The organism is Micromonospora sp. LA-10, from assembly GCF_051853095.1.
Lineage (GTDB): Bacteria > Actinomycetota > Actinomycetes > Mycobacteriales > Micromonosporaceae > Micromonospora > Micromonospora echinospora_A.
The window spans coordinates 1,162,519-1,176,611 of sequence record NZ_CP195710.1; the positions used below are offsets into that span (position 1 = coordinate 1,162,519).

At 74.3% G+C, this 14,093-nt stretch carries 13 protein-coding genes; 1 reads left to right on the top strand and 12 read right to left on the bottom strand.

What is annotated here, in order from left to right; translation table 11 throughout:
- Positions 1-129: 129 nt before the first annotated feature.
- From argH to ACSDG8_RS05480, 9 genes are all read right to left on the bottom strand, one after another.
- Positions 130-1,593, bottom strand: a complete 1,464-nt coding sequence (gene argH / locus ACSDG8_RS05440; protein WP_210897723.1) for an argininosuccinate lyase — start codon at positions 1,591-1,593, stop codon at positions 130-132.
- Between the two features lie 14 nt (positions 1,594-1,607).
- Positions 1,608-2,813: an argininosuccinate synthase gene (locus ACSDG8_RS05445; protein ID WP_439427723.1), complete on the bottom strand. Its 1,206-nt coding sequence runs from the start codon at positions 2,811-2,813 to the stop codon at positions 1,608-1,610.
- Positions 2,810-3,322 carry an arginine repressor gene (locus ACSDG8_RS05450; RefSeq protein ID WP_030502461.1) on the bottom strand — a complete coding sequence of 171 codons (513 nt, stop codon included), beginning with the start codon at positions 3,320-3,322 and terminating at the stop codon, positions 2,810-2,812. The genes ACSDG8_RS05445 and ACSDG8_RS05450 overlap by 4 nt, the downstream gene beginning before the upstream one ends.
- Positions 3,319-4,245: an ornithine carbamoyltransferase gene (gene argF / locus ACSDG8_RS05455; protein ID WP_210897554.1), complete on the bottom strand. Its 927-nt coding sequence runs from the start codon at positions 4,243-4,245 to the stop codon at positions 3,319-3,321. Before argF ends, ACSDG8_RS05450 begins: the two co-directional genes overlap by 4 nt.
- A complete protein-coding gene (locus ACSDG8_RS05460; protein WP_210897556.1) occupies positions 4,242-5,486 on the bottom strand; it encodes an acetylornithine transaminase in 1,245 nt (414 codons plus the stop codon). The genes argF and ACSDG8_RS05460 overlap by 4 nt, the downstream gene beginning before the upstream one ends.
- Entirely contained in the window at positions 5,483-6,370 is an 888-nt protein-coding gene (gene argB, locus ACSDG8_RS05465) for an acetylglutamate kinase (RefSeq protein ID WP_210897557.1), read from the bottom strand. The genes ACSDG8_RS05460 and argB overlap by 4 nt, the downstream gene beginning before the upstream one ends.
- A 177-nt stretch (positions 6,371-6,547) precedes the next feature.
- On the bottom strand, positions 6,548-7,720 hold the full coding sequence (argJ, locus tag ACSDG8_RS05470; protein WP_210897560.1) for a bifunctional glutamate N-acetyltransferase/amino-acid acetyltransferase ArgJ: 1,173 nt from the start codon (positions 7,718-7,720) through the stop codon (positions 6,548-6,550).
- Entirely contained in the window at positions 7,717-8,718 is a 1,002-nt protein-coding gene (argC, locus tag ACSDG8_RS05475) for an N-acetyl-gamma-glutamyl-phosphate reductase (RefSeq protein WP_210897561.1), read from the bottom strand. Before argC ends, argJ begins: the two co-directional genes overlap by 4 nt.
- Positions 8,719-8,808: 90 nt before the next feature.
- Positions 8,809-10,089 (bottom strand): amidohydrolase, encoded by a 1,281-nt coding sequence (locus ACSDG8_RS05480; protein WP_210897725.1) that lies wholly within the window; start codon positions 10,087-10,089, stop codon positions 8,809-8,811.
- A 151-nt stretch (positions 10,090-10,240) separates the two neighbouring features.
- Here ACSDG8_RS05480 and ACSDG8_RS05485 point away from each other — a divergent pair, with 151 nt between their 5' ends.
- Positions 10,241-10,417 carry a thiazolylpeptide-type bacteriocin gene (locus tag ACSDG8_RS05485; RefSeq protein WP_210897563.1) on the top strand — a complete coding sequence of 59 codons (177 nt, stop codon included), beginning with the start codon at positions 10,241-10,243 and terminating at the stop codon, positions 10,415-10,417.
- 82 nt (positions 10,418-10,499) lie between these two features.
- On the opposite strand, the gene ACSDG8_RS05490 is transcribed toward ACSDG8_RS05485, so the two are convergent.
- Genes ACSDG8_RS05490 through ACSDG8_RS05500 form a run of 3 tightly spaced genes read right to left on the bottom strand, consistent with a single transcriptional unit; the run spans position 10,500 to position 14,091 of the window.
- Complete coding sequence (locus ACSDG8_RS05490; protein ID WP_210897565.1) at positions 10,500-12,431, bottom strand: TOMM precursor leader peptide-binding protein; 1,932 nt, start codon at positions 12,429-12,431, stop codon at positions 10,500-10,502.
- The gene (locus ACSDG8_RS05495) at positions 12,428-13,183 is read right to left on the bottom strand and encodes an ABC transporter permease (RefSeq protein WP_210897567.1); all 756 of its coding nucleotides are present in this window, start codon (positions 13,181-13,183) and stop codon (positions 12,428-12,430) included. Before ACSDG8_RS05495 ends, ACSDG8_RS05490 begins: the two co-directional genes overlap by 4 nt.
- Positions 13,180-14,091 (bottom strand): ABC transporter ATP-binding protein, encoded by a 912-nt coding sequence (locus ACSDG8_RS05500; RefSeq protein ID WP_210897569.1) that lies wholly within the window; start codon positions 14,089-14,091, stop codon positions 13,180-13,182. The genes ACSDG8_RS05495 and ACSDG8_RS05500 overlap by 4 nt, the downstream gene beginning before the upstream one ends.
- Positions 14,092-14,093 lie beyond the last annotated feature (2 nt).

Consider the following 14,093-nt stretch of genomic DNA (forward strand, 5'->3'; position numbering starts at 1 on the left):
GGGACGCGGGGCGCGGGGCGCGTGAGGTGAGGCGCGGAGGGCGTGAGGCGCGAGTGCCGGACGGGCAGCGGATGGTGCCGGGCTGCCCCGGGGGCAGGCGAGTGCCTGCCCCCGGGGCTCAGCCGCAGGTCAGCGGGGGACGACCCGCTCGGCGGCCCACTCCCGCCAGCCGGTCAGCTTGTCCGCCGCGGCGGCGAGCTGGTCGGCGACCGGGCCGGGGCCGGTGGAGCCGGGCGTGATGCGCGCGGCCAGCGCCGAACGCACCGACAGCACGTCGCGCACCGACGGGTCCAGGTGCTCGCTCACCGCGGCCAGGTCGGCGTCGGACACCTCGTCCAGCGCGCAGTCCCGGACCGCGCAGAGCGCCACCAGCTTGCCGGTGATCTCGTGCGCGTCGCGGAACGGCACGTTGCGCCGGACCAGCCAGTCGGCGACCTCGGTGGCCAGCGAGAAGCCCGACGGCGCGCTGGCCACCAGGCGGTCCACCCGGACCGTCATCGTGGAGATCATGCCGGCCAGCGCGGGCAGCAGCAGTTCCAGCGTGTCGACCGCGTCGAACGCCGGCTCCTTGTCCTCCTGCATGTCCCGGTCGTACGTCATGGGCAGGCCCTTGAGCATGGTGAGCACGCTCATCAGGCCGCCGACCAGACGGCCGGACTTGCCCCGGGCCAGCTCGGCGATGTCCGCGTTCTTCTTCTGCGGCATGATCGACGAGCCGGTGGCGAAGGCGTCGTCCAGCTCGACCCAGCCGAACTCCTGCGACGTCCAGAGCACCACCTCCTCGCCGAGGCGGGACAGGTGCACGCCGATCATGGCGGTGACGAACAGGAACTCGGCGACGAAGTCGCGGTCCGCGACCGCGTCCATCGAGTTGGCGAACGAGGTGCGGAAACCCAGCTCCTTGGCGACCGCCACCGGGTCCAGCGGCAGCCCCGAGCCGGCCAGCGCGCCCGCGCCGAGCGGGCTGATCGCGGTCCGCTCGTCCCAGTCGCGCATCCGCTCCAGGTCACGCAGCAGCGGCTGCACGTGGGCCAGCAGCCAGTGCCCGAACGTGACCGGCTGGGCGTGCTGCAGGTGCGTCATGCCCGGCGCGGCGGTGGCCACGTGCCGCTCCGCCTGCTCGACGAGGGCATCGGCCAGCTCGACCAGCCGGGCCGCCACGCCGCGGGCGTGATCGCGCAGGTAGAGCCGCAGGTCGGTGGCGACCTGGTCGTTGCGGGACCGGCCGGCGCGCAGCTTGCCGCCGAGGCTGCCCAGCCGCTCCAGCAGGCCACGCTCCAGCGCGGTGTGCACGTCCTCGTCGTCCACCGTCGGGCGGAACGCGCCGGAGGCGCACGCCGCCTCCAGGTCGTCCAGCGCGGCAAGCATCCGGCCCAGTTCGTCCGGGTCCAGCAGGCCGGCGCCGGCGAGGACCCGGGCGTGCGCGCGGGAACCGGCGATGTCGTACGGGGCGAGGCGCCAGTCGAACTGCACGCTCACCGACAGCCGCGCGAGCGCCTCGGCGGGGCCACCGGCGAACCGGCCGCCCCATAGGCTCGTCCGGTTGGCGGGGGCGCTGTTCTCGGTCAGGCTCTTGTCGTCCACCCCACCCATTGTGGTGCCCCCCATCAGGCTCCTCCCATCCGGGCGTCCCGCGCCGCCGCCATCCGGCTGGGCAGACCCCACAACTGCACGAAACCCCTCGCCAGCGACTGGTCGAACGTGTCGCCGGTGTCGTACGTGGCCAGGCCGAAGTCGTACAGGCTCGCCTCGGAGCGCCGGCCGGTCACCACCGCCCGGCCGCCGTGCAGCCGCAGCCGCACCTCGCCGGACACGTGCCGCTGGGCGTCGTCGATGAACGCGTCCAGCGACCGCTTCAGCGGCGAGAACCAGAGCCCGTCGTAGACCAGCTCACCCCAGCGCTGGTCGACGCCGCGCTTGAACCGGGCGAGATCCCGCTCGACTGTCACCGCCTCCAGCTCCTGGTGGGCGGTGATCAGGGCGAGGGCGCCGGGCGCCTCGTACACCTCGCGGCTCTTGATGCCGACCAGCCGGTCCTCGACCATGTCGAGCCGGCCCACGCCGTGCGCCCCGGCGCGCCGGTTCAGCTCCCGGATCGCCTCGTACGGGGTGACCGTCTCGCCGTCGATCGCGACCGGGACGCCGGCGTCGAACGTGAGCACCACGTCGTCCGGGTCGCGCTCCGCCGCCGGGTCCCCGGTGTACGCGTAGAGGTCCTCGACCGGGGCGTTCCAGATGTCCTCCAGGAACCCGGTCTCCACCGCGCGGCCCCACAGGTTCTGGTCGATCGAGTACGGCGACTTCGCCGACACGTCGATCGGCAGCCCCTTCTCCTCGGCGAACGCGATCGCCTTGTCCCGCGTCCAGGCGAAGTCCCGGGCCGGGGCGATCACCTTCAGGTCGGGCGCGAGCGCGCCCAGGCCGACCTCGAAGCGAACCTGGTCGTTGCCCTTGCCGGTGCAGCCGTGCGACACGATCGTGCCGCCGTGGGCGCGGGCCGCGGCCACCAGGTGCTTGACGATCAGCGGCCGGGACAGCGCGGAAACCAGCGGGTAGCGGTCCATGTAGAGGGCGTTGGCCCGGATGGCCGGCAGGCAGTAGTCGGCGGCGAACTCGTCGCGCGCGTCGACCACCTCGGCCTCGACGGCGCCGCAGTCGAGCGCGCGCTGCCGGATCACGGCCATGTCCTCGCCGCCCTGGCCGACGTCGACAGCCACCGCGATCACCTCGGCGCCGGTCTGCTCGGCCAGGTACGGGATGGCGACCGAGGTGTCCAGGCCCCCGGAGTACGCCAGCACGACCCGCTCGGTCACGTGGTGCTCCCTTCCGCGTTGTCGTCCCGGCGCGCCCAGGCGGCGAGCCGCTCGCCCAGCGCCGCCCCGCCGTCGGCCTCGCGGGCCACGACCAGGATGGTGTCGTCGCCGGCGATGGTGCCGACGATCTCGGTCAGGCCGGCCCGGTCCAGCGCGCTGGCGAGATACTGGGCCGCGCCCGGCGGGGTGCGCAGCACCGCGATGTTGCCGCTGGAGTCGACGCCGTTGAGCAGCTCGCGCAGCAGCCGGACCAGCCGGGCCGGCGCGCCCTCGGCGTCGCGCAGCGGCCGGTGCCCGTCCTCCGGGATCAGGTAGACGCCCCGCCCGTCACCGCCGCGCGCGGTCACCGCCCCCAGTTCCTTGAGGTCCCGCGACAGCGTGGCCTGGGTGACCTGGATGCCGTCCCCGGCGAGCAGGTCGGCCAGCTCGGTCTGCGAGTGGATCGGGGTGTCGCGGATCAGCTCGACGATGCGGGCGTGCCGCGCGGCGCGGGTCAGCGGAGCGGTCATGCGGATTCCTCCAGGAGAAACGTCAGCAGCGCCTTCTGGGCGTGCAGCCGATTCTCCGCCTGGTCGAACACCGCGCTGTGCGGGCCGTCGAGCGCCTCGTCGGTGATCTCCTCGCCCCGGTGGGCGGGCAGGCAGTGCAGCACGATCACGTCGGTGTCGGCGTGGCCGAGCAGCGCGGCGTTGACCTGGTACGGCAGGAACGGCGTGATCCGGTCCAGCCCGTCGGCCTCCTGCCCCATCGACGTCCAGGTGTCGGTGGCGACGACGTGCGCGCCGCGTACCGCCTCGGCCGGATCGACGAGCACCTGGACCGAGCCGCCGGTGGTGGCGGCGATCTTCTCCGCGCGGGCCACGATCTCCGGGTCCGGCTGGAACCCGGACGGCCCGGCGATCCGCACGTGCATCCCGGCGGTCGCGCCGGCCAGCAGGTACGAGTGGGCCATGTTGTTCGCCGCGTCGCCCACATACGTGAGGATCCGCCCGGCGGTGGCGCCGAAGCGCTCCCGGACCGTGAGCAGGTCGGCCAGCAGCTGGCAGGGGTGGTACGTGTCGGTCAGCGCGTTCACCACCGGCACGGTGGCGTGCTCGGCGACCTCGGCGATCCGGTCGTCGCCGTGGGTGCGCAGCACGATCGCGGCGACGTAGCGGGACAGCACCCGGCCGGCGTCGGCGAGCGTCTCGCCGCGGCCGAAGTGGGTGACCTGGGTGTCCACCACGAGCGGGTGCCCGCCCAGCTCGGCGATGCCGACGTCGAACGAGATCCGGGTCCGCAGGCTCTGCTTGTCGAACAGCACCGCCACCGACTTCGGCCCGGCCAGCGGCTGGTGGCCGTACCGGTCGGCCTTCATCCGGGCGGCGAGGTCGAGCACGGCGGCCTGCTCGGCGGGCGTCAGGTCGTCGTCACGCAGGAAGTGGCGGATCATGCGGGAGCCTCCGTCGGGGTCGTGGCGTCGGACGCGGCGTCGTCGGCGGTCGCTGCGGCGTCGGTGGAACAGGGCGGCGCGGCGGCGGACAGCGCGGCGGGCAGCGCGGCGACGAAGGCGTCGGCCTGCGCCACGGTGAGGATCAGCGGCGGGGCGAGCCGGACCACGTCCGGCTGCACCGGATTGACCAGGAAGCCCGCCTCGCGCAGCGCTGCCGCCGCGGCGGCGGAGACCGGCTGGTCGAGCACGATGCCGAGCAGCAGGCCGGCGCCGCGCACCTCGCGGACCAGCGGGTGCCCGAGCGCCTCGACGCCGCGCCGCAGCCGCTCGCCGACCCGCTTGACGTGGTCGAGCAGGCCCTCGTGCGCGATCGTGGAGACGACCGCGAGCGCGGCGGCGCAGCTGATCGGGTTGCCGCCGAACGTGGTGCCGTGCGAGCCGGGGGTGAGCAGGTCGGCGGCCCGGCCGAAGGCCAGGCAGGCGCCCAGCGGCAGCCCGCCGCCGAGGCCCTTGGCGAGCGTGATCACGTCCGGCTCGACGCCCTCGGCCTGGTGGGCGAACCAGTGGCCGGTCCGCCCGACGCCGGTCTGCACCTCGTCGAGCACCAGCAGCGCGCCGTGCGCGGCGGTGATCCGCCGGGCCGCGGCCAGGTAGCCGGGCGGCGGGACGACCACGCCGTTCTCGCCCTGGATCGGCTCGATGATCAGCATGGCCGTGTCGTCGGTGACCGCCTCGGCCAGCGCGTCCGCGTCGCCGAACGGCACGTGGGTCACGTCGCCGGGCAGCGGGCGGAACGGGTCGGCCTTCGCCGGCTGCCCGGTCAGCGCGAGCGCGCCCATGGTCCGGCCGTGGAAGCCGCCCCGGGTGGCGACCACGTGCCGGCGGCCGGTGAGCCGGGACAGCTTGAACGCGGCCTCGTTGGCCTCCGCGCCGGAGTTGGCGAAGAACACCCGGCCGGGGCGGCCGGCCAGCGCCAGCAGCAGCTCGGCCAGCGCCACCGGCGGCTCGGCGACGAACAGGTTCGACACGTGCCCGAGCGTCGCGACCTGCTTGCTGACGGCGGCCACCACCGCCGGGTGGGCGTGGCCGAGCGCGTTGACGGCGATGCCGCCGAGCAGGTCGACGTACTCCCGGCCGGCCTCGTCGACCACGACGGCGCCGGAGCCGGAGACGAGCGCCAGCGGCGGCGTGCCGTAGTTGTCCATCATGGTGGCGTTCCACCGCTGCACCAGCGTGCTCATGAGTCGATCACCATGGTTCCGAAGCCCTCCGACGTGAACACTTCCAGCAGCGTGGAGTGGGCGACCCGGCCATCGACGACGTGCGCGGCCGGCACTCCCCCGCGCACCGCCCGCAGGCAGGCCTCCATCTTCGGGACCATGCCCGACTCCAGGGACGGCAGCAGCTTCGCCAGGTCGTCCGCGGTGATCTCGCTGACCAGGCTGGACATGTCCGGCCAGTCGGCGTACAGGCCCGGCACGTCGGTGAGCACGACCAGCTTGCGGGCGTCCAGCGCCACCGCGAGCGCGGCGGCGGCGGTGTCCGCGTTGAGGTTGTGCAGCACCCCGTCGGCGTCCGGCGCGACAGTCGAGATGACCGGGATCCGGCCCGCCTCGATCAGGTCGGTGACCGCCGAGGCGTTCACCGACTCCACGTCGCCGACCTGCCCCACGTCGACCGCTTCCCCGTCCACGTACGCGGGACGGCGCACCGCGGTGAACAGCCCGGCGTCCTCGCCGGAGAGGCCGACCGCGAACGGGCCGTGTGCGTTGATCAGCCCGACCAGCTCCCGGCCGACCTGCCCGACGAGGACCATCCGGACCACGTCCATCGCCTCCGGCGTGGTGACCCGCAGGCCGCCCCGGAACTCGCTGGCGATGCCGAGCCGGCCCAGCATGGCCGAGATCTGCGGGCCGCCGCCGTGCACCACGACGGGCTTCAGGCCGGCGTAGCGCAGGAACACCATGTCGGCGGCGAACGCCCGCTGAAGTTCCGGGTCGACCATGGCGTTGCCGCCGTACTTGACCACGACGGTGGCGCCGGAGAGACGGGCCAGCCAGGGCAGCGCCTCGATCAGCGTGGCGGCCTTGGCCTGGGCCCGGGTGAGGTCAGCACTCAGGTTCATGCTGAGCCCGCCTTTCGTTCGCGACTGCGGGACTCCGCTTCGCTGCGTTCCTCGCGCTCACCGGAGCCCGCCTTTCGTTCGCGACTGCGGGACTCCGCTTCGCTGCGTTCCTCGCGCTCACCGGAGCCCGCCTTTCGTTCGCGACTGCGGGACTCCGCTTCGCTGCGTTCCTCGCGCTCACGTGGAGTAGGCCGAGTTCTCGTGGACGTACGCGTGGGACAGGTCGTTGGTCCAGATGGTGGCGGCGTCGGCGCCGGCGTGCAGGTCGATCCGGACGGTGACGCCGCGGCCGGTGAGGTCCACCTTGGCGCGGTCCTCGGCGGCGGCTCCGCCCCGGCACACCCAGACGCCGTTCACCGCGACGTCCACGCCGTCCGGCTCGAACACGGCGGCGGTGGTGCCGACGGCGGCGAGGATGCGGCCCCAGTTCGGGTCGTTGCCGAACAGCGCGGTCTTCACCAGGTTGTTGCGGGCCACCACGCGGCCCACCTCGACCGCGTCGTCCTCGCTGGCCGCGCCGACCACCTCGATCGCGACCTCCTTGGACGCGCCCTCCGCGTCGGCCAGGAGTTGCTGGGCCAGGTCGTGGCAGGCGGCGGTGACCGCGGCGGTCAGCTCCTCGGCGGTCGGCTCGATGCCGGACGCGCCGCTGGCCAGCAGCAGCACCGTGTCGTTGGTGGACATGCAGCCGTCGGAGTCGATCCGGTCGAACGTGATCCGGGTGGCGGCGCGCAGCGCGGCGTCCAGGGCGTCCGGCCCGGCCACCGCGTCGGTGGTGAGTACGCAGAGCATGGTGGCCATGGCCGGGGCGAGCATGCCCGCGCCCTTGGCCATCCCGCCGACGCTCCAGCCCGTGCCCCGCGCCACTGTCGTCTTGGGCCGGGTGTCGGTGGTCATGATCGCCTCGGCGGCCGCCGGGCCGCCGTCGCGGGACAGGCCGCGCACCGCGTCGCGTACGCCGGGAAGCAGCTTGTCCATCGGCAGCCGCTCGCCGATCAGGCCGGTCGAGCACACAGCGACCTCGCCCGCGCCGACGATGAGCCGGGCGTTCGCCGCGGTGAGCGCGGCGGCGGTGTGCTCGGCGGTGGCGTGGGTGTCCTGGAAGCCGGCCGGGCCGGTGCAGGCGTTCGCGCCGCCGGAGTTGAGCACCACGGCGCGCACGACGCCGCCGTGCACGACCTGCTGGCTCCACAGCACCGGCGCGGCCTTGACGCGGTTGGCGGTGAAGACAGCGGCGACACCGGCGTCCGGGCCGTCGTTGAGCACGAGGGCGACGTCGGCGGCGCCGGAGGACTTCAGTCCGGCGGCGACGCCTGCGGCGCGGAAGCCACGGGGGACGGTGACGCTCATGGGGCCACTCCAAACACGGACAGACCGGTGGTCTCGGGGAGACCCACCATCAGGTTGGCGTTCTGCACGGCCTGGCCGGCCGCGCCCTTGCCGAGGTTGTCGATCGCGCTGACCACGATCACCCGCCCCGAGTCGACGTCCACTGTCGCCTGCAGGTGGCAGGAGTTCGAGCCGGCGGTGGCGGCGGTGTGCGGCCATGAGCCCTCGGGCAGCACGTGCACGAACGGCTCGTCGGCGTACGCGGCGGCCAGCACCGCGCGCGGGTCGGCGTCGCCGGTCGGCACGGCGGTGACGGTGGCCAGGATGCCCCGGGGCATCGGCGCGAGCACCGGCGTGAAGGACAGACCGGTCGCGCCGGTGGCCTGCTTGATCTCCGGCACGTGCTGGTGCGCGCCCACCTTGTAGGGCGACAGGTCGCCCATCACCTCGCTGCCGAGCAGGTGGGCCTTGGCGGCCCGGCCCGCGCCGGAGGTGCCGGAGGCGGCGACCATCACCACGTCGTCGGGGCGTACCGCGCCGGCCGCGATCAGCGGCGCCAGCGCCAGCGTGGTCGCCACCGCGTAGCAGCCGGTGCTGGCCACCCGCGTCGCGGCGGCGATCTCGGCCCGCTGTCCGGGCAGCTCGGGCAGCCCGTAGGTCCAGGCGCCGGCGTGCTCGCCGCCGTAGTAGCGGCCCCAGGCGGCGGCGTCGCGCAGCCGGTGGTCCGCCCCCAGGTCGACCACCTTGACCGTTTCGGGCAGCGCCGCGGCGAGCGCCGCGGACTGCCCGTGCGGCAGGGCCAGGAAGACCAGGTCCGCGTCGGCGAGGGTCGCCGGGTCGGTCGCGGCGAACACCAGGTCCAGGCCGGCGAGCTGCGGGTGTACGGCGGTGACCGGCTGACCGGCCTGGGTGTGCGCGGTGGCGGCGATCAGCTCGAACTCGGGGTGACCGGCGAGCAGGCGCAGCAGTTCGCCTCCGGCGTACCCGCTCGCCCCGGCCACCGCTGTCCGAATGCCCATACTAACCTCCGCATGAATATGCGGAGAGGTTACCAGCGAGCGCGGACCGGGTGCAAGTTCATACGGTCCAGTGCATGATGCTTCGGCCGGTCATTCCGGCGCCAGCGCGGTGAGCGCGCCGGACACGAGCGCCTCGACCCCGGCCGGCAGCGCCAGCCCCGCGTACGGCGCGAAGGACGGGCTGTGGTTTGCCGGCAGGGCGGCGAGCTTCTCGACGGCGCTGCCACCGGGCGCCGCCCGCCACTGGCGCGGGCCGACGACACCCAGCATCCAGTACCCGCTGGGGATCCCGTCGGTGGCCAGCAGCGGGAAGTCCTCGGCCGCCAGCGACGACGGCCACCAGGCCACCCGGCCGGCGCCGAACGTCCGCTCGTGGGCCGCGCGCAACCGCGCGGCCACCTGCGGATCGCCCCGGTAGGCCGGGGTCCGCGACACCACCCGCAGCACCGGCTCCACCGGGCTCCCGGCGGCCTCGCAACAGCCCCGCACCGTCCGGACCACCCGCTCATGCACGTCGTCCAGCACCCGGTCGGACAGCGCCCGGATCGTGACGCCCAGCGTGGCCTCCTCCGGGATCACTCCCGGATGGTGGCCCGCCCGCAGCGAACCCACAGTCAGGGTCACCTGCTCGGCCGGCCCCACCTGCCGGGCCACGACGGTCTGCAACTGGACGACGACCGTGGCGGCGAGCACCACCGGGTCGACACACAGGTGCGGGGTGGCGGCGTGCCCACCACGGCCGGTCACCGTCACCTCCAGGGTGACGCAGCCCGCCGTCATCGGACCGGACCCGTGCGCGACCATGCCCGCGGGCAGCGGCGCCGCGTGCTGTGCCAGCAGGAGGTCCGGCCGGCCGAACCGCTCGTACAGCCCGTCCGCGATCAGCGCCGCCGCGCCGGTCAGCGTCTCCTCGGCCGGCTGCCCGAGCACGAGCAGCGTTCCCCGCCAGCGGTCCCGGACGCGGTTCAGGTGGGCCGCGGCGCCCACCGCCGCCGCCAGGTGCAGATCGTGCCCGCAGGCGTGCATCACCGGCACCCGGCGCCCCTCGCCGTCGACAGCGGTGGCGGTGCTCGCGTACGGCAACCCGGTCCGCTCCGCGACCGGCAGCGCGTCGAGTTCGGCGCGGAGCATCACCGCCGGACCGGCGCCGTTGGCCAGGACACCGACGACGCCGTACCCGCCGATGCCGGTGGTGACCGCGCAGCCGGCCTCGCTCAGCGCGGCCGCGAACCGGGCCGCGGTGCGCTCCTCCCGGCCCGACAGCTCCGGGTGGGCGTGCAGGTCGCGGTAGAGCGAGCCGGCCCGCGCCAGGACACCCGCGTCGAGGGCCGGGCCCGGAGGGCGGGCGGTCGCGAGCGGGCCGGACGACACCATGCCGCTGAGCCAACCGCACGCCGCTGTCACACCGCTCACCACCGGTGACAGCGATCCGGGGGTCCGGACGACGGCGATCGGTGAGCGCCGTGCGGTCTGCTTGTCCCAGGCCGGAGGAACCGGCCGGACCCAACCCCTTGGAGTCATCATGGCGCCCGAAACCGACCTCAACGCCCTCGCCGAGGAGATCCTCGAGCTGGAGTCCGAGACCTTCGCGATCTCCGACTACGCCGACGCCTCCGAGGCGATCCTGGCCTCCTGCTCCTCGTCGGGCACCACCTCGACCTGCAGCAGCACCACCTCGACCACCAGCTGCTGCGCCTGAGCGGATCGGTCACGACGTAGGGCCGCCCCGGCAGCGGGGCGGCCCTACGTGCGCGTGTCCGGCCGCCGCCGCGGCGGCCGGCTCAGGGGAACGGGTGGGGTACGCGGCGCAGGTCGTCGTCGGTGAGCTCCGCGCCGGTCAACCCCGCCGCGTACGGGGCGGTGCGCAGACGCGGCAGGTGCAGCGCCCGCTGACGCAGCCAGCCGAAGTCGATCGGCAGCAGGCCGGGCACCACCACGCACACCGACCGCAGCCCGACCGCCTCCTGCTCAGGGCTCGTCTGGTCGACCAGGATCGCCCGGAGGCCGCGCCGGTGCAGGGTGTCCAGGACCCGGCCCAGGTCGTCGAGGAGGTCCCGGGCGCCGGCCCCCCGGTGGCCGGCGAAGACGCTCCCGACGTCCCGCTCCGCCGCGTCGCGCAGGTACGTCGCCGCGTGCCCGGCCATCCGGGGCAGGCCGAACAGGGCGGAGTGGTCCGGCAGCCGGTGGACCAGGCCGTAGTCGTCGGCCATCCGTTCCAGCTCGCCCCGCCGCCGGCGCACCGTGGCCGGCTGGTGCGGAATGTAGGTGAGCGCCTCGGCGACCGCACCGGCCACCGCCTGCTCCGGGTCGACGTGCGCGGCTGCCGCGAAGGACAGCAGGCCGGGCCCGCCGTCGTGGCGGACCGCCAGGCTGGTCACCACCGGCACGTCCAGGTCGATCCGGTTGTCGAAGGCGTGCAGCGCGTACCCCTGCAACTCGGCACGGTCGGCCATCGCCCGTACCGCCGGCGAACAGCTCGCCAGGTCGATCCTCGGCAACGTCAGGTTGCCGTACCAGCCGAGCAGGAAGGCGTCCCGCTCGATCAGCTCCAGCAAGCCGAACAGGGCCGCCTCGGCCAGGCAGCTGCCGGTCGCGCAGCCGCTGGAGGACGAGAGCACGAACGTGTCCCCGGCGGCCGGGGAACTGTAGAAGCAGAGCCGCCGGGGCACCAGCACCGGCCGCCCGGTGCGCAGGTCCCGGCCCCACACCCAGGGAATCGGCCGCTCCGGGTCGAAGCGGCGCAGGATCGGGTCGCTGTCGTACACCTCGTCCGGGTAGCTGCCGCACTCGTCCGGGTGCAGGGCGTGCTCGGCGACGTCCGCGTACGCGGCGACGACGGGGACGAGGTTGCGCCGCCGGTGGGTGCCCGCGTGGCGCTCCAGCCCTTCCAGGTACGCCAGCGCGTGGCTGGCGTCGTAGCCGGTGGACTGGCCGCTGAAGGAGACGTCGAGCAGCCCGCCGTAGCCCCGGATGAAGACGCTGCCGGTGACCGGGGCGGTGGTGGGTGAGGTGATGGTGAGCTGGGTGCCCGCGCCGAGCGCCCCGCAGACCGGGTTGACCAGGGCGGCGCGGGGCAGCGGGTAGTCCCCGGGGGCGCGCAGCCGGTAGGCGTCGACGGCCGGCTTCGGCGCCGGCCGGTCGAGCTCCGGCACCTCGGCCGGCGAGTCGGGACGCGCCGTCGAACACGTCGGGCAGCGCGGCTCCGCCAGCACCGGGTGGGTGCGTACCCGCAGCGTGTCCAGTTCCAGCCGGCTGACCCGGGCGAGCCGCCGGTCCGGGTCGTCCCACGTCGGCGGCGCGGGCCGGGCCGGTGTGGCGTGCGCCGCCCGGTACAGGTCCCACACCGCGTCGAGCTGGTAGGCGGTGAGCCGGGGCCACGGCCCGACCGCTGTCGGAGCACCACCGGTCTCCAGCGCGTCGCGTTCGCTGCGGCCGCGCAGCCGCTGCCATCGGATGGCCAGGCAGTGCCCGCAGGCGGCCCCGGGCGGGGTGCCGGCGACCGGGCCGACCAGCACCGCGTCCGCGCTCAGGTGCACAGTGGCGTGCCGCCGGTGCGGCGCCGCCCCGGCCAGCGCGTCGGCGGCGCCCAGTGTGACCACCCGGGGCGCCGGGCCCACCGGCCGTGCCGTCCACCGCCGGCGCAGGTGCTCGTCGAGCCGGGCCGCGGCGGCGGACAGCGGGACCGGGGGCGCCGACGCCGCGGGTGCGGTCACGAGCTGTGGCTCCACCGGAAGGTACGCACGCCGATGACGGCGAACACGACCGCGAAGCCGGCCAGCGCGCCGCACGCCACCAGATAGTCGGTCATGGAGCCGAACCCGGTGAACGCGTACGCCATGCCGTCGTTGACATAGCGCAGCGGCAGCGCCCGGGAGACGCCCTGCAACCACCCGGGCATCAGCTCCAGGGGATAGAACGACCCCGACAGGAAGGCCATCGGCACCACGATGCAGTTGGCGATCGCGGCGACCGCCTCGGCGGTGTCCGCGCGCGAGCCGACGATCAGGCCCAGCGCCAGGAACGTGGTCACCGCCAGCAGCATCATCGGCAGGGCCAGCGGCCACTTCCCGTCCGGGCGCATGCCCAGGAAGGGCAGCATGGCCACGCCGACGAAGAGCAGACTCTGCGCGACGCCGATGCCGAGCGCCACCGCGTAGCGGGAGCCGACCACGGACCAGATGCTCGTCGGCGACAGCCGGATGATGCGCAGCAGGTCGTCGTTGCGCCACTGCATCAGCGTGAACGACACGCCGAACAGCGCGGCGCTGGCCAGGCCCCACGACAGCACGCCCGGCGCGATGAAGTCGATGTATCCGTGGCCGGTCTCGGCGACCTCCTGGTTGCGGAAGATCAGTCCGAAGATGACCAGGAAGACCAGCGGGAACGCGAACGTGAAGAACAGCGTCGTGGCGTCCCGGACGCTCGCCTTGTAGCTGGCCCGGGCCAGTGCGGTGTATGCGCTCATGCCTGCGGCGCTCCCATCAGTTGCAGGTAGACGTCTTCCAGCGTGGCCGGGCGGGTCTCCACCTCGTCGAGGCCGCCCTCGGCGCCGAGGGCGGCCAGCACCCGGGCCGTCTGGGTGGTACGCAGGACGACCGAGCCGTCCTCGATGTCGATGCCGTCGACGCCGTCGATCCGGCCGGCCTGCTCCGCGCTGAGCCGGCCGGCGGGTACGACGAGGCGGGTGCCGACACCCGATCGCGCGATCAGATCCCGCGGGCTGTCCAGGGCCAGGACACGCCCGGCGCCGAGGATGGCGACCCGGTCGCACAGCGCCTGCGCCTCGTCCAGGTGATGGGTGGTGTAGACGATGGTCTTCCCACCCGCCTTCAGCTCCCGCAGCAACTGCCCGAGATCACGACGGGCCTGCGGGTCCAGGGCGGCGGTCGGCTCGTCCAGGAAGATCACCTGGGGGTCGTGCACGATCGCCGAGGCGATGGCGAGGCGCTGACGCTGTCCACCGGAGACGTTCGTGACCCGGATGTCGGCCGAGTCGGTCAGCCCGACCAGCTTCAGCGCCCGGTCCGCGGCGGAGGCGGGCAGGCCGTAGAGCGCGGCGACGGTCACCAGGTGTTCCCGGGCGGTCAGCCGGGTGAAGAACGCCGACCGCTGGGTCTGCACGCCGATCAGCGGCAGCAGGTCGAGGTTGCGCGGCGTCGGCGACATGCCGAGCACCCGCACGGCGCCGCTGTCCGGGGTCCGCAGACCTTCGATCATCTCGATGAGCGTCGTCTTGCCCGCGCCGTTGGGCCCGAGCATGCCGAAGAACTCGCCGCGGCCGATCGAGACGGTGACGTCGTCCACCGCTCTCACCTCGCCGTACGACTTGCTCACGGAGTCCAGCACGATGGCCGGATCGTCGGTGGCTGGCATGG